The sequence below is a fragment of the Mesorhizobium sp. WSM1497 genome (assembly GCF_001672455.2).
Taxonomy (GTDB): Bacteria; Pseudomonadota; Alphaproteobacteria; order Rhizobiales; family Rhizobiaceae; genus Mesorhizobium; species Mesorhizobium ciceri.
In genome coordinates, this window is record NZ_CP021070.1 from 1,995,667 (window position 1) to 2,012,926 (window position 17,260).

The 17,260-nt window shown below is 63.7% G+C and carries 11 protein-coding genes; 5 read left to right on the forward strand and 6 right to left on the reverse strand.

Features of this window, described 5'->3' with window-relative positions; all coding sequences use genetic code 11:
• Position 1 precedes the first annotated feature (1 nt).
• A complete protein-coding gene (locus tag A9K65_RS09795; RefSeq protein ID WP_064995666.1) occupies positions 2-979 on the reverse strand; it encodes an alpha/beta hydrolase in 978 nt (325 codons plus the stop codon).
• A gap of 481 nt (positions 980-1,460) precedes the next feature.
• Here A9K65_RS09795 and A9K65_RS09800 point away from each other — a divergent pair, with 481 nt between their 5' ends.
• Positions 1,461-1,928: an Hsp20 family protein gene (locus A9K65_RS09800; RefSeq protein WP_013529716.1), complete on the forward strand. Its 468-nt coding sequence runs from the start codon at positions 1,461-1,463 to the stop codon at positions 1,926-1,928.
• Between the two features lie 71 nt (positions 1,929-1,999).
• Here the strand turns inward: A9K65_RS09800 and A9K65_RS09805 are convergent, their stop codons facing one another.
• On the reverse strand, positions 2,000-3,049 hold the full coding sequence (locus A9K65_RS09805) for a low specificity L-threonine aldolase (RefSeq protein ID WP_064995616.1): 1,050 nt from the start codon (positions 3,047-3,049) through the stop codon (positions 2,000-2,002).
• Positions 3,050-3,540: 491 nt separating this feature from the next.
• Between A9K65_RS09805 and gltB the strand changes: the two genes are divergently transcribed.
• Both gltB and A9K65_RS09815 read left to right on the forward strand, forming a co-directional pair.
• On the forward strand, positions 3,541-8,277 hold the full coding sequence (gltB, locus tag A9K65_RS09810) for a glutamate synthase large subunit (protein WP_064995667.1): 4,737 nt from the start codon (positions 3,541-3,543) through the stop codon (positions 8,275-8,277).
• Positions 8,278-8,418: 141 nt separating this feature from the next.
• Complete coding sequence (locus A9K65_RS09815; RefSeq protein ID WP_013529719.1) at positions 8,419-9,873, forward strand: glutamate synthase subunit beta; 1,455 nt, start codon at positions 8,419-8,421, stop codon at positions 9,871-9,873.
• A gap of 27 nt (positions 9,874-9,900) precedes the next feature.
• Here A9K65_RS09815 and A9K65_RS09820 read toward each other — a convergent pair whose 3' ends face one another.
• Both A9K65_RS09820 and A9K65_RS09825 read right to left on the reverse strand, forming a co-directional pair.
• Positions 9,901-11,115, reverse strand: a complete 1,215-nt coding sequence (locus A9K65_RS09820; RefSeq protein WP_064995617.1) for a DUF459 domain-containing protein — start codon at positions 11,113-11,115, stop codon at positions 9,901-9,903.
• Positions 11,116-11,213: 98 nt separating this feature from the next.
• Positions 11,214-12,434, reverse strand: a complete 1,221-nt coding sequence (locus tag A9K65_RS09825) for a lytic murein transglycosylase (protein WP_013529721.1) — start codon at positions 12,432-12,434, stop codon at positions 11,214-11,216.
• A 209-nt stretch (positions 12,435-12,643) separates the two neighbouring features.
• Here A9K65_RS09825 and galU point away from each other — a divergent pair, with 209 nt between their 5' ends.
• Positions 12,644-13,549 carry a UTP--glucose-1-phosphate uridylyltransferase GalU gene (gene galU, locus A9K65_RS09830; RefSeq protein ID WP_013529722.1) on the forward strand — a complete coding sequence of 302 codons (906 nt, stop codon included), beginning with the start codon at positions 12,644-12,646 and terminating at the stop codon, positions 13,547-13,549.
• A 40-nt stretch (positions 13,550-13,589) separates the two neighbouring features.
• Here the strand turns inward: galU and A9K65_RS09835 are convergent, their stop codons facing one another.
• Positions 13,590-15,380, reverse strand: a complete 1,791-nt coding sequence (locus tag A9K65_RS09835) for an outer membrane beta-barrel protein (RefSeq protein WP_064995618.1) — start codon at positions 15,378-15,380, stop codon at positions 13,590-13,592.
• Positions 15,381-15,617: 237 nt separating this feature from the next.
• Here A9K65_RS09835 and A9K65_RS09840 point away from each other — a divergent pair, with 237 nt between their 5' ends.
• The gene (locus A9K65_RS09840; protein ID WP_064995619.1) at positions 15,618-16,619 is read left to right on the forward strand and encodes a KpsF/GutQ family sugar-phosphate isomerase; all 1,002 of its coding nucleotides are present in this window, start codon (positions 15,618-15,620) and stop codon (positions 16,617-16,619) included.
• 166 nt (positions 16,620-16,785) lie between these two features.
• Here A9K65_RS09840 and A9K65_RS09845 read toward each other — a convergent pair whose 3' ends face one another.
• Positions 16,786-17,250: an NfeD family protein gene (locus A9K65_RS09845; protein ID WP_013529725.1), complete on the reverse strand. Its 465-nt coding sequence runs from the start codon at positions 17,248-17,250 to the stop codon at positions 16,786-16,788.
• Between the last annotated feature and the right edge of the window lie 10 nt (positions 17,251-17,260).

The window sequence follows — 17,260 nt, forward strand, 5'->3', positions numbered from 1 at the left end:
GTCAGGCCGTGGGGTCGTCGCTGCCGGGAATGAAAGCGTCGAAGGCGGCGAGCAACTGCTCGCGGTACAGATCTGCTTCCTGCAGGATTTCGTGGCGGGAGCCGTCTATCATCAGCAATGAACCGAGCCGCAGACGCCTGGCGTACGCTTCGACAGCCCTGGTCGAGACGACCTGGTCGCCGCCGGCGGCGATGATCAGCAGCGGGACTTGGATCCGGGCCATGAAGTCGGGGTCGCTGACGGCTTCCGAAGCTTTTGCGGCTGCCCGCAGCCAACGGATCGTCGGCCCGCCAAGCGCCAGTTGCGGGTATTCTTCATAGATCCGTGTGTTGCGCCGATAGCGTTCCGGGTCCGATGTCAGCTTGTTGGTCTCGAAAGGGGCCGTTACCCTCGGCCGCGGACCCCAGGCGGCATAGAGCCGGCCGAGGCCGAGAGCGCAGAACAGGGAACAGACGCGGCGAACCGTCGAGATCGAGACCGGCAGGTCGGGCAGCGTCAGGAAAGGCGCGATCAGCACCATGCGCCGGACGCGGTTCACCATCGACGGCGCGGCCAGCAGGGTGATCAATGCGCCTGCCGAATGGGCCAGGATGTAGTAGGGTCCGCGGCAATCGGGCAGCACGATCTCCTCGAAGAACTGTTCGAGGTCGGCGGTGTAGTCGCGGAAGCTGCTGACGTAGCCGCGCTGGCGATCGCGGATCAGCCGGTCTGAATCGCCCTGGCCGCGCCAGTCGAGCGTGGCGACGCCAAAGCCACGATCGGCAAGGTTGCGGATGGTTTCGAAATATTTCTCGATGCACTCGTTGCGGCCGGTGAGCAGGACCACGGTGCCCTTCATCGGGCGAGCGACCGCGCCGAACAGGCCGTAGCGGATATTCTTGCGGTCACGCGTGGTGAAGAAGCCGCCGGCGGCGTTTTCCGGCCGCGGATTGCCCTCGATTTCGTGAAAAAGGGAGTTTTCGGTGAAAAGATCCGTCATTCGGCGCTTCGTGCTCGGCGTCTCGCATGCCCGCCTGCGCTGGCCGGCTCCGCTATGGTGATAGACGCCCATGCGCCAAAAGCCAAGGAATTCCCGGTGACTGACTGGGCTGCAACAGGGAAGGCCGGAAGCCGCTTGAAAGCGTGCTTCCGGCCTCTGTCGATCCGGGAGGAAGGGACGTTACACCCGGTCGGCCTCGTTGCGGTGCCTGTTGTGCAATCGGCGCCGCCAGTCCTTGATCCTGGAATGGACTTTAGCGCCGGCTGCCTGAACGCGCGCCGAAGTGCCGGTTCATCTGCCGTTCATCAAGGGTCCGGCCGCCGTGGCTTTTGCCGCCAGGTGAAATCTTGAAATGCTTTCCAGCGCTCCCCAAATGTCTCGTGCGGTCGCCAATGTCGGGGCCGCTGGCCCACCCGAAACGCCGCTCAAGGGTTTCGCACCGGCCATACGCAAACCATGTTGCTCAACAGGAGAACACCTCATGCGTCACGTTGATTTTTCCCCGCTCTATCGCTCGACCGTCGGCTTCGATCGTCTGTTCACGATGCTCGATTCGCTTGCGCAGCCGGATGGCGCGCAGACCTACCCGCCCTACAACATCGAGCGTACCGGTGAGGATTCCTACCGGATCTCGATGGCGGTTGCCGGCTTCTCTGACGAGGAAATCTCGATCGAAGCCCATCGCAACGTGCTGACCGTGAAGGGTGAGCGCAAGGACGAGGGCACCGGCGAAGGCTCTGAACTGCTCTATCGCGGCATTGCCTCGAGAGCCTTCGAACGCCGCTTCCAGCTTGCCGACCACGTCGAAGTTGTCGGTGCTTCGCTGAAGAACGGCCTGCTGTTCGTCGACCTCAAGCGCAACATCCCCGAGGAGCTGAAGCCGCGCAAGATCGCGATTACGGCATCTTCGGCCAAGGCCAAGCAGATCGAGGCCAAGACCGCTGCCTAAAGTACAAGTCTCCTCCCGAGACGGAAGCGGCGCCGAAAGGCGCCGCTTTTTTGTTGTCGGGGATTTCGGTATCAGGCGATCAGCTGGCCAAAACGGTCGACCTCATCGGCCGTCGTCGCGAAGCTGGTGACGAAGCGATACAGCAACTCGTCCTCGCTGATGTGGCCGTCAAAGCCGTGCGGCTTGTGCCAATCATAGAACGCCGCACCCGCTGCCTGCAGCTTTTCAGCTTCGGCTTTCTTGATTACTGCGAAAACCTCGTTTGCCTGCGGCAGCCATGCCAGCTTTGCCGTGGCCGAATCCTCGATCGCGGCGGCAAGGCGTGCGGCCATGGCGTTGGCGTGGCGGGCGGTGTCCAGCCACAATCCGTCTTTGAAATAGGCCTCGAACTGCGCCGCGACGAAGCGCGATTTCGAAAACAGCTGGGCGGCGCGCTTGCGCAGGAACGCCAATTCCCTGGCACGATCAAGATCGAACAGCACGATCGCTTCGGCGCACCAGCAGCCATTCTTGGTGCCGCCGAAGGACAGGATGTCGACGCCGCGTTTCCAGGTCATTTCGGCTGGCGACGTGTCGAGCGCGACCAGCGCATTGGCAAAGCGGGCGCCGTCCATGTGCAAGGGCACCGAATATCGTTTGGCGATCGCCGCGATCGTCTCGATCTCATCCAGGCCGTAGATGGTGCCGACCTCGGTCGACTGGGTGATCGAAACGGCCATCGGCCGTCCCCAATGGACGATTTCCGGTGTGAAACGGCCGATGGTCCTTTCCAGATTGTGCGGATCGATCTTGCCCAGCGCGCCATCGATCTCATGCAGGCGTGAGCCGCCGGAAAAATACACCGGCGCGCCGCATTCGTCCTCGATGACATGCGATTCGCGATGAGCAAAGGAAATGCCGCCCGGCTTGTTGTAAGCGGTCAGCGCCAGCGAGTTGGCGGCCGTGCCGGTGGCGACGAAGAACACCGCGACCTCGCGTTCGAAAATCTCGCTGAAGCGCTGGTAGACTGCCTGGTCGAGCGCTCCGTCGCCGTAGGCGGTGGAAAAGCCGCCGGCATTGGCCGACAGGCCGGCGGCAATGTTGGGGTGGGCGCCTGCCCAATTGTCGGAAGCGAAGAACATGCATCTGCCTATGTCTTGGGAGAACGGGGGGGTGGGGAAATCAGCCTGAAGTTGACCGGTTTCGCGAGCGGACCGCAAGGGGCCAGCCGCCGGAAAAACAGTAAAGCCAGCCAACCGGCAAGCGCAGACCGACGACTGAAGCTTACGTTTTTCCCCAACTTCACGACATTTTCTGTCGCGAATGCCCCAATTTTTTTGCAAATCGGTCTTGTGTGCGTCCGGGATTTCTGCCATAAAAATTTAGGACAGTAGTGCTGTCTTATTTTGTCGCACAAAACGAGCTGGATTGGCGTATCATTTGGGCCTCTCCGGCTGTTGCCGCGAGCGACAGGTGGACAGCCAGACTCTGGCCTGTACGATTACCAGATGCGATCCATGCGGAAAGCCGCCTGGTTCGACAGGATTTCGCAAGACGTGCCACAAGGATCAGGGTGAGCCAAGCGCTTGCCGAGGCAAACCAGCGCCTGAATGGCTGGGAAGGAGGACAGGAGATGACGGACATGACGCACTCTGCGACGAACGGCCAGGCCGCGCAGACGAAAGCGGCAACCGTCAAAACCACCTTGCGATCCAATATTGGCCGAAGCGCCAACGGATTTTCCGCCCAGGGCCTCTACGATCCGCGCAACGAGCATGACGCCTGCGGCGTCGGCTTCATCGTCAACATGAAGGGCGTGAAGTCGCATCAGATCGTCGAGGACGGGCTGGCTGTGCTCGAAAACCTGACGCATCGCGGCGCCGTCGGCGCCGATCCGCTGGTCGGCGATGGCGCCGGCGTACTGGTGCAGCTTCCCGACCAGTTCTTCCGTGAGGAGATGGCAGCCCAGGGCATCGAGCTGCCGCCGGCGGGCCAGTACGGCGTCGGACACTGGTTCATGCCGCAGGACGCGGCCCTTCGCGCCCATATCGAGGACATCATTGCCGAATCGGCGCAATCCGAGGGACTTCCGCTCATCGGTTTCCGTGACGTGCCCGTCGACAATTCGTCGCTGTCGAAGGCGCCCGACATCGTGGCATCCGAGCCGTTCCATCGGCAGATCTTCATCGGCCGCACGCCAGACATTACCGATGACGAGGAATACGAGGCCAGGCTCTATCTGCTGCGCAAGGTCATCTCGGGCCGCATCTATGCCGAGAACGACAACATGGACGTTGGCGCCTATTGCGTGTCGCTGTCGGCGCGCACCATCGTCTACAAGGGCATGTTCCTGGCTTATCAGGTCGGGGCCTACTACAAGGACCTCAAGGACCCGCGCTTCGAAACCGCGCTGATCCTCGTCCACCAGCGCTTCTCGACCAACACGTTCCCGTCATGGAAGCTGGCGCATCCCTACCGCATGGTCGCCCACAATGGCGAGATCAACACCGTGCGCGGCAACAACAACTGGATGGCTGCGCGCCAGGCGTCGGTCGATTCCGAACTGTTCGGCAACAACATCTCGAAGCTGTGGCCGATTTCCTATGACGGCCAATCCGACACCGCCTGCTTCGACAATGCGCTCGAGTTCCTGTTCCAGGGCGGCTACAGGCTCAGCCATGCCATGATGATGCTGATCCCGGAAGCCTGGGCCGGCAACAAGCTCATGGATGCCGATCGCAAGGCCTTCTACGAATACCATGCGGCATTGATGGAGCCGTGGGACGGACCGGCGGCGGTGGTCTTCACCGATGGCCGCCAGATCGGCGCCACGCTCGACCGCAATGGCTTGCGCCCGGCACGCTACATCGTCACCGACGATGACCGCGTCATCATGGCCTCGGAAGCCGGCGTGCTGCCGGTGCCGGAGGAGAAGATCGTCAAGAAGTGGCGGCTGCAGCCTGGCCGCATGCTGCTGATCGACCTGGAGAAGGGGCGCATCGTCTCCGACGAGGAGCTCAAGTCGGAGATCGCGACCAAGCATCCCTACAAGACCTGGCTCGCCAACACGCAGCTGATCCTCGAAGATCTGAAGCCGGTCGAACCGCGCGCGTTGCGCAAGGATGTCAGCCTGCTCGATCGTCAGCAGGCATTCGGCTACAGCCAGGAGGACACCAAGCTGTTGATGTCGCCTATGGCGACGACAGGCCAGGAAGCGGTGGGCTCGATGGGCACCGACACGCCGATCTCGGCGATGTCGGACAAGTCGAAGCTGCTCTACACCTATTTCAAGCAGAACTTCGCCCAGGTCACCAACCCGCCGATCGACCCGATCCGCGAGGAGCTGGTGATGAGCCTGGTGTCCTTCATCGGGCCGCGGCCCAACATCTTCGACCTTGTCGGCAATTCGCGCCGCAAGCGGCTCGAAGTGCGCCAGCCGATCCTGACCAATGGCGATCTCGAAAAGATCCGCTCCATCGGCCACACCGAGGACCGTTTCGACACCAAGACGATCGACATCACCTATGGCTCCGCCGAAGGCGCCGCGGGCATGCAGGGCGCCATCGATCGGTTGTGCGAGCGGGCGGAGGCGGCGGTTGCCGGCGGCTACAACATCATCATCCTGTCCGACCGCCAGGTCGGGCCCGACCGCATCGCCATCCCGGCGCTGCTGGCGACGGCGGCGGTCCATCATCACCTGATCCGCAAGGGGCTGCGCACCTCGGTCGGCCTCGTCGTCGAATCCGGCGAGCCGCGCGAAGTGCATCATTTCTGCTGCCTCGCCGGCTATGGCGCCGAGGCGATCAATCCCTACCTCGCCTTCGACACGCTGCTCGACATGCACAAGCGCGGCGAACTGCCGAAGGAAGTGGACGCCTACGAAGTCGTCTCGCGCTACATCAAGTCGATCGGCAAGGGCATCCTCAAGGTGATGTCCAAGATGGGCATCTCGACCTACCAGTCCTATTGCGGCGCGCAGATTTTCGACGCCATCGGCCTGAAGACCGATTTCGTGCAGCAATACTTCACCGGCACCGCGACGCTGATCGAAGGCGTCGGCCTGGACGAGATCGCGGCCGAGACGCTCAGCCGCCACAATGACGGTTTCGGCAACGACCCCGTGCTGCGCAACAGCCTCGAGGTCGGCGGCGAATACATGTTCCGCATGCGCGGCGAGGCGCATATCTGGTCACCCGATGCTGTCGCCACCTTGCAGCACGCCGTGCGCCAGGGATCGTGGGAAACCTTCAAGGACTATTCCGCCCAGATCGACAGCGAGACGGCCCGCGCCCAGACCATTCGCGGCCTGTTCAAGCTCAAGCTGGCCGGGGAAACCGGCCGCAAGAAGGTGGCGCTCGACGACGTCATGCCGGCGGCCGACATCGTCAAGCGGTTCTCGACCGGAGCGATGTCGTTCGGCTCGATCTCGCGCGAAGCGCACACGACGCTGGCGCGCGCGATGAACCAGATCGGCGGCAAGTCGAACACCGGCGAGGGCGGCGAAGAGGCCGACCGCTATCTGCCGCTGCCGGGCGGCGGCAAGAACCCGGAACGGTCGGCGATCAAGCAGATCGCCTCGGGACGTTTCGGCGTCACGGCCGAATACCTCGTCAACTCCGACATGATGCAGATCAAGGTGGCGCAGGGTGCCAAGCCCGGCGAGGGCGGTCAGCTGCCCGGCCACAAGGTCGACGCCACCATCGCCAAGGTCCGGCATTCGACGCCGGGCGTCGGCCTGATCTCGCCGCCGCCGCATCACGACATCTATTCGATCGAGGATCTGGCACAGCTGATCTACGACCTGAAGAACGTCAATCCGGCAGCCGACGTGTCGGTCAAGCTGGTGTCGGAAGTCGGCGTCGGCACGGTTGCGGCGGGCGTCGCCAAGGCACGCGCCGACCACATCACCATCTCTGGCTATGACGGCGGCACCGGTGCCTCGCCGCTGACGTCGCTCAAGCATGCCGGCAGCCCGTGGGAAATGGGCCTTGCCGAGACACACCAGACGCTGGTGCTGAACGGCTTGCGGTCGCGCGTTGCGCTGCAGGTCGATGGTGGCTTGCGCACAGGGCGCGACGTCATCATCGGCGCGCTGCTCGGCGCCGACGAGTTCGGCTTCTCGACCGCACCGCTGATCGCGGCCGGCTGCATCATGATGCGCAAATGCCATCTCAACACCTGTCCGGTCGGCGTCGCGACGCAGGATCCGGTGCTGCGCAAGCGCTTCAAGGGCACGCCCGAGCATGTCATCAACTTCTTCTTCTACGTCGCGGAAGAGGTGAGGGAGCTGCTCGCCGAGATGGGCTACACCCATCTCGGCGAGATCATCGGCGACACCGATCTTCTGGAAAAGCGCGACCTGATCGTGCACTGGAAGGCGCGCGGGCTCGATTTCTCGAAGATGTTCTTCAAGCCGGATGCGCCGCATGAAGCGGTGCACTGGACCGAGCGGCAGAAGCACCCGATCGACGACGTGCTCGACCGCAAGCTGATCGAACTGGCCAAGCCGGCGCTCGAGAGCAAGCTGCCGGTCAAGATCGAGGTCGATATCCGCAATGTCGACCGCTCCGCGGGCGCCATGCTGTCGGGCGAAGTGGCCAAGCGCTTCAAGCACAAGGGCCTGCGCGAGGATACGATCCAGGTGAAGCTGACCGGCACTGCCGGCCAGTCCTTTGGCGCCTTCCTGGCGCGCGGCATCTCGTTCGAGCTTGTCGGCGCCGGCAACGACTATGTCGGCAAGGGCCTGTCGGGCGGACGTATCGTCATTCGGCCGCCGGAAGAGGCCAAGATCGTCGCGGCTGAATCCATCATCGTCGGCAACACGGTGCTCTATGGCGCAACCGAGGGCGAAGCCTATTTCGCCGGCGTCGCCGGCGAGCGTTTCGCCGTGCGCAATTCGGGCGTCGCCGCCGTCGTCGAAGGCGTCGGCGATCATGGCTGCGAGTACATGACTGGCGGCATCGTCGTCGTCATCGGCAAGACCGGCCGCAACTTCGCCGCCGGCATGTCTGGCGGCGTCGCCTACGTGCTCGACGAGGCGGGCGATTTCGCCGAGCGCTGCAACATGGCGATGGTCGAGCTGGAGCCGGTTCCGGAAGAAGACGATCTGATGGAAAGGCTGCTGCACCATGGCGGCGACCTCGACCACAAGGGCCGCGTCGACGTCTCCGGCGACATGACCAGCCATGACGAGGAGCGGCTCTACCAGCTGATCTCGAACCATGTGCATTACACCGGGTCGGTGCGTGGCCGCGAGATTCTCGACGACTGGGCGACGTTCCGGCCGAAGTTCCGCAAGATCATGCCGGTCGAATACCGCCGCGCCCTGATCGAGATGGAACGCATGCGCATGGGCGTCGCGGCGGAATAGGCTTTGCAATGGCCGGGGAGCCAAGGCTTCCCGGCCCATCTTCACCGACAGTTTGACCTCCGGCGCAAGGTTGCCATGGCTGCCTCAAGGGGTTAACGGGTGCGGCGAAAACCGCACCATCTGGACAGCAGGAACTGGACTATGGGCAAGGTAACAGGCTTTCTCGAAATCGACCGGCAGGTGCACAAGTACCAGCCGGCCTCCGACCGCATCCGGCATTTCCGCGAGTTCACGCTGCCGATGTCTGACAAGGAGGTCGAGAAACAGGCCGCGCGCTGCATGGATTGCGGCATTCCGTTCTGCCACGGGCCGACCGGCTGCCCGATCCACAACCAGATTCCAGACTGGAACGACCTCGTCTACAATGGCGACTGGGACAATGCGATCCGCAACCTGCATTCGACCAACAATTTCCCGGAGTTCACCGGCCGCATCTGCCCGGCGCCTTGCGAGGAAGCCTGCACGCTGAACCTCGAGGACATTCCCGTCGCCATCAAGACGGTCGAGCAGGCGATTGCCGACAAGGCCTATGAAACCGGCCATATCAGGCCCTATCCGCCGGAGAAGAAGACCGGCAAGCGGGTCGCCGTCATCGGCTCCGGCCCGGCCGGCATGGCGGCTGCCCAGCAGCTTGGCCGCGCCGGTCACGACGTCCATGTCTACGAGCGCGAAAGCCGGCCCGGCGGGCTGATGCGCTACGGTATTCCCGACTTCAAGATCGAGAAGCACTATATCGACCGGCGCATCGAGCAGATGCAGGGCGAGGGCGTGACCTTCCATTGCGGCGTCAATGTCGGGGTCGACAAGCCGGTCGCCGAACTGCTCGCCGAACATGATGCCGTGCTCTATTGCGGCGGTTCCGAAACGCCGCGCGCGGCCGGTATTCCCGGCGACGATCTCGGCGGCGTGCATGACGCGATGCCCTATCTGGTGCAGCAGAACAGGCGGGTCGGCGGCGAACCGATCCAGTCGGTGGCGTGGCCGTCGCATCCCATCATCGCCGGCGGCCAGCATGTCGTCGTCGTCGGCGGCGGCGATACCGCGTCCGACTGCGTCGGCACGGCCTTCCGCCAGGGCGCGGTGCGCGTCACACAGCTCGACATCCGCCCACAGCCGCCGGAGAAGGAAGACAAGCTTTCGGTCTGGCCCTACTGGGCGACGAAGATGCGCACCTCGTCCTCGCAGGCCGAAGGCGCCGAGCGCGAATTCCAAGTGGCGACGCTCGAATTCATCGGCGAGGAAGGCCAGCTGACCGGCGTCAAGTGCTGCGAGGTCGACGACAAGCGCAAGCCGATCGCCGGTACCGAATTCGTCATTCGTGCCGATCTCGCTTTCATCGCCATCGGCTTTGCCGGGCCGGCCGCGGCCGGTGTGGCGAGGGAATTGGAGGGTGAGATGAAGATCGCCACCGACAGCCGCCGCTCGCGCAATGTCGAGGCCAATGACCGCGACTACAAGACCAGCGTCGACAGGCTCTATGCGGCCGGCGACGTGCGTCGTGGCCAGTCGCTGGTCGTCTGGGCGATCCGCGAGGGCCGCCAGGCTGCGCGCGCGATCGACGAGGCGTTGATGGGGTCGAGCGTTCTCCCGCGCTGAGCCCGGCCTCAGAGCCGCGCTGCGACACTAACGATTGATCGCGGTCGTGGTGTCGGTCGCGGCTGCGGCCTTCGGCGGCCAGGAGAAATCGTCGGCGCGGCCGGGCGATGCAATCGGTGCCTTGCCCTCGACCACCAGCTTTTCACCGGGCAGGTCCGGATTGGCCTTTGCCGGCGGTGCCGCGCCAAGCAGCTCCGAGCCGCCGTCGAGTGCCGGATCGCTGAGCAGCATCGGCGCGGTGCGGTCGATGACGATGGGGGGCGCGGCCGGCGCCGGCGTCTCGACAGGGGCGCCCGCCGGAGCGGACGGTGTAATCATGCTTCCCGGCGCGGTCAGGCCGAGGATCTTCAGCAGCGGTTTTTCGGTGTAGAAGGCGAGCTTGCGCTTGCCCGCCTTCGAGATATTGATGCCGTCATCGGCGCGCAGCCGCACCGGCTGGCCGTTGATGTCGGGGCCGCTGGTGACGAAGGCGCCGTTCTCGTCGACAAAGCCGTCCCAGATATCGACGAATTCGCCGCCATGGCTTTCTGCGGCCTGATGGTAGATGTCGTTGAAGGCAAGCATATCCGAGGTCATCTTCGGCACCCGGAACGCCGGCATGCCGACCCAAAGGAAGGGGACCTTGGCCGCGGCGATGGCTTTGCCCAGCGCGTCGGTTCTGCGTTCATATTCCTTGGTCCAGTTCTCGGAGCGTGGCTGTTCGCGCACGTCGCCCACCTTCATCGACTGGCGGTCGTTGGAGCCCAGCATGACGATCACGGCGGCGGGTTTTTCGGTCTCGATCAGCGATTTGATCTGTTCGGGCCAGTTGTAGAAATCATTGCGCACGAAGCCGGACGAGCCATTGCTGCGAACGACGATCCTGACGCCGGCATTCTCTGCGAAAGCGGTGTCGAGGCCTTCGGCGAGGCCGGCCGCCATGAAGTCGCCGACCACCAGGACGGTGCGCGCGTCCGGCGCCTTGTCGACCACCGGGATTTCCGGTTCCGCGGGCGGGCGCGGGGCGCGGGGTTTTTTCGCCTTGGGCCTCGGCCTCGGCTTCTGGATATCCAGGGGCGGCTCAATGCGCTCGCTGCGGCGCGGAAACAAAAGGTCGCGCAACGACCAGCCGCGGTTTTGCTGCTCCTGCGCCATGGCCGGCGCATGAAAGGCGCCAGCCACGCCGACGGCAAGCACGACCACGGCCAGGACGAGCACCGGCATGCGACGAACAAGCCCTGCGATGCGCGCAGCCGAAGCCAATCGTTTCCTCCGTCCCTTGGCGCGGCAAGGCCCGCGCCAACCAGATTGCTACAGTGTCTTTTGCGCGCCTGGAAGGCCGCGCGGCACCGCAGGCGGCTCTATTTCTGCCGGAGCCACTTCAGCACTTCCATGCTCGGATAGCCGTCCTGGGTCAAGCCGGCCTTGGCCTGGAAGGCCATGATGGCAGTCTTCGAGCCGTCGCCGATCTTGCCGTCGAACTTGCCGTCGTAAAGGCCATGCTGGGAAAGCCGCTTCTGCAGCTCCTGCCTTTCCTCGAAAGTAAGCTTGGTGAAAGGCCGCTTCCAGTCCTGCACCAGACCGCTCGAGCCGGCGATTTCGTCGGCAAGAAGGCCGACGGCCAGCGCATATTTGTCGGCGTTGTTGTAGGCCTTGATGACCGTGAAATTCTTGATCATCAGGAAGGCCGGCCCGCTGCGGCCGTCCGGCACCTTCAGCGTCGCCTTGTCGGAGCCGTTCTTGAACGGCTTGCCGTTGGCCCTGGCGACGCCGAGCGCCTGCCACTGCGACAGCGTCTTGGAACCGCCGGGAAGTTTTCCGGCTGGCAAGGCGACCTCATAGCCCCAGGTCTTGCCGGCCTGCCAGCCATTCTTCTTCAACAAATTGGCTGATGTCGCCAGCGCATCGGGGATCGAATTCCAGATGTCTCGCTTGCCATTGCCGTCCATGTCCACGGCATAGTGCAGATAGCTGGTCGGGATGAACTGGGTGTGGCCCATGGCGCCGGCCCAGGATCCGCTCAGATGGCTTTCGTCGATGTCGCCGGTCTGCAGGATCTTCAGCGCGGCGATCAGCTGTGTGCGGGCGAATTTCGCCCGCTTCGGATCGGCGTAGGCCAAGGTCGCCAGCGAGCGCACGACGTTGCGCATGATGTCGTCGCGCTTGAGGATCTCGCCATAATTCGATTCCATCGACCAGATGGCCAGCAGGATGTAACGGTCGACGCCGAACCTGGCCTCGATCCGATCCAGCCACGGCTTCCATTTCCTGGCCATCTGCTGGCCGACGGCGACGGACTGATCATGGACGCGGTTGTCGAAATAGTCCCAGGCAGGGGCCGTGAATTCAGGCTGCGTGCGCGCCTTTTCCAGCACCACGGGATCGATATCCCTGATGTTCCTGAAGGCCTGGTCGTAGAGGGCGCCGGAAACGCCGCTCTGCACGGCGGTGGCGCGGAAGCCGGCGACCCATTGCCGGAAACCGGCATCGGCGAAAGCGGGGCCAGGCATCAGCAGAGCGAGCGATAGGCTGGCTGCCGCCATGACGCTGGTAAAAATTTTTGCGGCATTGCGAACGGACATCTTTTCCTCCTTCTCTGTCTCAGGAAAGACCATTCATCGCCGAACCAGGTTAGGAATTAGTTTACCATAGGTGCCACCGGGAACGAAAAGACGCTTCGAAGCTTTACCGGTGGACGTTCCCCTCAGTTTCCCAGTAATCCCCGATTCCGGCGTGAAAATGTCTTGAAACGGGGATTGCGGAGCTGGCCCTCAAACGGATAATTGAAAGCATGAAGAGAGTTCGCAAGGCAGTCTTCCCGGTCGCCGGCCTCGGCACACGGTTTCTTCCGGCCACCAAGGCTGTCCCCAAGGAAATGCTGACCGTCGTCGACCGGCCGGTGATCCAGTATGTGGTGGATGAGGCGCGCGAGGCCGGCATCGAGCATTTCATCTTCGTCACCGGTCGCAACAAGGCTGTCATCGAGGACCATTTCGACATCCAGTTCGAACTCTATGACACGCTGGCCCAGCGCGGCAAGGACGACCAGCTCGCCCGCCTGCAGCGGCTGCAGCCGGCGCCGGGGCAGACCAGTTTCACACGCCAGCAGGTGCCGATGGGACTTGGCCACGCCGTCTGGTGCGCCCGCGAGCTCGTCGGCGACGAGCCCTTCGCGCTTTTGTTGCCCGACATGATCATGCAGTCGGAGAAGAGCTGCACGAAGGCAATGGTCGAGCTCTACGAGGAGACGGGCAACAACATCATCGCGGTGCAGGAATGCGATCCCGCCGAAACCCACAAATACGGCATCGTCGGCCGCGGCGAGGACACGCATCACGGCTTCCGTATCACCGAGATGGTGGAAAAGCCGAAGGCCGGCACCGCGCCGTCCAACCTCTACATCAACGGCCGCTACATCCTGCAGCCGGAGATCTTCAAGATCCTAGAAGGTCAGGAAAAAGGCGCCGGCAACGAGATCCAGCTCACCGACGCCATGCTGAAGCTGGAAAAGCAGCAGCCTTTCTACGGCTACCACTATCGAGGCCGCACGTTCGACTGCGGATCGCCGGAGGGTTTTGTCGAGGCCAATGTCGCCTTCGCGCTGTGGCGCAGCGACATGAACGAGAACATGGCGGGCGTCATCCGCACGCTTCTCGACGAGCTGAAGCCGTCAGAGCGCCGTGGCGCTGCGTTTTAAAACATCCTAGCGAGCGGCCGGATGTCGTTGGTGCGGCCGTTCAGCGCTGCACCTTGACGCCGAGGAAGATGCTGTTGGCGGTGTAGTCTCGGCCCGGCAGGTTGCTGGTCAGTTTCTCGGTCCTCACTCTTGTGGTCAGGCCGGCGTAGCGGTTCAGCCACCAGGTCAGGCCGGCCTCGGCGCTCAACACCCTGTCATGGCCGTCGATGCCGATGTAATCACGCCAGTCGAGACCCAGAGCCGCGTTGGCGGTGAGGTTGGCGCGAATCTGGCGTTCGCCGGTCAGGCGACCGGAATAGAGGATGTCGCCGCTCTCGCCCGATGTGGTCGTGGGCTCGACGGTGGTCCGCCCGGTCAGGCCGATTATGGTGCCGCGCTCGGGTGACCATTTGAGGTCGGCGTTGACGGTGGCACCCGAGATCGCATCAAGGTTTTTGTCGTCGATCGCTTCCCTGAGCCAGCCGGCCGAGAATTCGCCCGACAGCTTCTCACCCATGTCGAGTGCAAGGCCGGCGCGGGCGCCGAGCCGCGTCGACGAGCGCTCGAAGCCTTCATTGTCGATGCGTTGATCATAGGTCCGGCGGCCGACCTCGATTTCGGTGAAGGGGGTCAGGGCAGGGGAGATCTCGTAGCCGGTGCGCAACGTCGCCGTGTAGAGCGTCGAGTCCTGATCCTTCTGCGACAGCGAGGTGCCGTCCGAGAGCTTGGCGTCGCCGTAGAAGTCGTGCGAGACCGCGCCGGTCAACGTGTACTGCATCTTGCCGAGATGCTTTTCGACGGCCAGGCTGCCATCAATGGTCTGCCGCAGCGGCTGCTTGCTGACGCCTGCAATGGCATCAGGCGATGATGCCGATTCCGGCACGGCCTCGTAGCCGAGCTTGGCGATGGCGCGCAATTCATTGTCGAGATCGACATTGAGCTGGCCTTCGATGCGGCCTTGCTCGTCGTGAACCGGGTAACCCGAGACGGTCTCGCGAAAAAGGCCATAGCCGTCGATCGTAGCGGAGTTCTCGCGCCAGTCGGAGGCGGCGGAAAAGCGCAGCGCCGTCTCGGACAGCAGCGCCGACTTGCCTGCACTGCTCGAATCGCCGTTCGAGGTGGCGGTCAGGCCCTGTTCGATCGTCGGCCGGATGACGAAGGAGCCCCATTTGATGCCGGTGGCGGCAAACGGATCATCCTCCAGCTTCTTCTTCTGGCCTTCGATGGCGTCCGTACGCTCCGCTCCTGGGTCGAGCTTCTGCCTGTCGGCGCTGTCGATGGTGAGTGCGCGGCGGTTGGCCGTGTCCGCATCGGTCTCTGCAGCATCGGTGGCGTCCGTCGTGGAGGCGGTCGTGGAAGCGGTGATGTCGGAGGTGTCGGCCGTCGATTTCTTCTTCTTTTTCGACTTGTCGGCAGCCCTGTCCTTGGCCTGGTCAGCCGCATTCTGCCTGGCGCTCGATGAGCGGCGGCGAGGCTTGGGCGGCGCCGCAGTGTCGGCGGACGTGTCGTCAGTGGCTGCCGGCGGGTCAAAGAGGCTGCCGGTCGCGGTGGCGTCGCCAGTGTCAGCGTCGTCAGGCACGGCACCGGCGCTGGCCGGCAGATAGGTGCGGGCCGGCGCGTTGTCCTGCGCGGCGTTGGCCGGCTGTTGACCCTGCGCTGCCAAGGCCAGCTGTCTCGCCTTGCGCTGCTGGTCGGACAGGATCGCCGATTCCGAAACTTCGCCGCGCAGTTCGGTTTCCTGGGCATGGAGCGCCGTTGGGCGCAGCAAGGCAAACATGCTGGTTGCCAGCAGCAAGGCGCAGACCGCCTTGCCCCCACGTCCCATCGAATTTTCTGGCTGGACCCCGGACATCGCCACCACTGCTTGCGCGGCGCACGCGCGCCATACTTACCGAACCGTAAATGGGGATGGTTAACGGAGGGTTGAGGCAGCGGCCCGTCAGCTCCCTGAAGCGCTGATTTCCAAAGGGATTCATACCGCGTGCGTTTTCTCGCCTGCCGTCGTCTGAACCACCGCACACGTTCGGGCGATATGCCTGGGGCCATTTCCGTTGGACAGCGCGCCGGCAAAGCGCTAATCGCATCAGCCATGCATGCGGGATCCCTGGATAAGAAGCCTTTGGACAGGCAAGCCTCGATCGCTTCGGCGCTGAGGACGGTGGCGACAGAACAGGCTGGGGTTGCAGCCCTCGCCGAGGCGCTGGAGAATGGGCTGGCCGCGCCTTTCGCCCAGGCGGTCGAGATGATCTCGGGGATTGAAGGCCGGCTCATCCTCACCGGCGTCGGCAAAAGCGGCCATATCGGTTCGAAGATCGCCGCGACGCTGGCCTCGACCGGCACGCCGGCTTTCTTTGTCCATCCCGCCGAAGCCAACCACGGCGATCTCGGCATGATCGCCAGGGACGACGCCATCATCGCCATGTCGTGGTCGGGCGAAAGCAAGGAACTGATGGGCATCGTCGCCTATTCCAGGCGCTTTTCCATTCCGCTGATCGCCATCACCGCCGGAGAGACATCGGCGCTGGCGCGGGCGGCGGACGTGGTGCTGCTTTTGCCGCGCGCTCCGGAGGCCTGTCCGCACGGCCTGGCGCCAACGACATCGACGCTGCTGCAACTGGTGATGGGCGACGCGCTGGCGATCGCGCTGCTCGAAGCACGCGGCTTCACGCCGGACCATTTCCGCACCTTTCACCCGGGCGGCCAGCTCGGCGCCAACCTGACGCAGATCCGCGAGATCATGCATGTCGGCGACAGGCTGCCGCTGGTGGTTGCGGGCACCGGCATGCAGGACGCGATCCTGGAACTGTCGCGCAAAGGGTTTGGCTGCGTCGCGATCACCGATGTCGACGGTGCGCTGGTCGGCATCATCACCGATGGCGACATCCGCCGTCACATCGGCAGCAATCTGCTGGCGATGACGGTGGATCAGGTGATGACAAGAGGTCCGAAGACCGCGACGCCGGACACGCTGGTGGCAACGGCGCTGCAGACGATCAACAATTCAGCCATCACCAGCCTGATGGTGGTGGAGGGCCGGAAACCAGTCGGCCTCATCCACCTGCACGATCTGCTGCGTATCGGCGCGGCCTAAGGCGCGTCGATGTTCAGGTGATGCCGGCCTGCAAACGACGGTTTCCTGCGCTTCCGGTGCTCACGTACGAAAAGTACGCTCCGCTCCGGTTCTCGGAACCCACCGTTTTCGACTCGGCCTGACCTGAATCTCAACACACCTTGTCCAAGCGGCGGGTTTCCAGAGTTCAGACCGCCTCGACGGTCAGTTCCAGATCCGTATCGGCCGCACCCGTCACGCGCACTTGCGTGCCGGCCGGCAGGTCAGGGCCGGAGACACGCCACAGTGTGTCGCCCAGCTTGATGCGGCCGCGCCCGTCACGGATCGGTTCGGCAAGTGTCGCCATCCTGCCGACCATCTGCGCGCCGCGCCGGTTGAGCAGCGGCTGATCGGTCGGGTCGTTGCGGCTGCCGACCAGCTTCTTGCCGACATAGGCCGAGACCAGCGACAGCGCCAGGAAGGCGAGGACCTGGACCTGCCATGTCCAGAAGCCGGTGTCCCAGATCAGCAGCGACACAGCGCCGATGATCAGCGCGGCGATGCCGATCCACAGCATGAAGATACCCGGCGCGATGATTTCCATCACCAGCAGGACGAAACCGAGAACCATCCAGTTCCACGGGCCGAGTTCGGAAACGATGCGGTCGATCATTGGTTTCGAC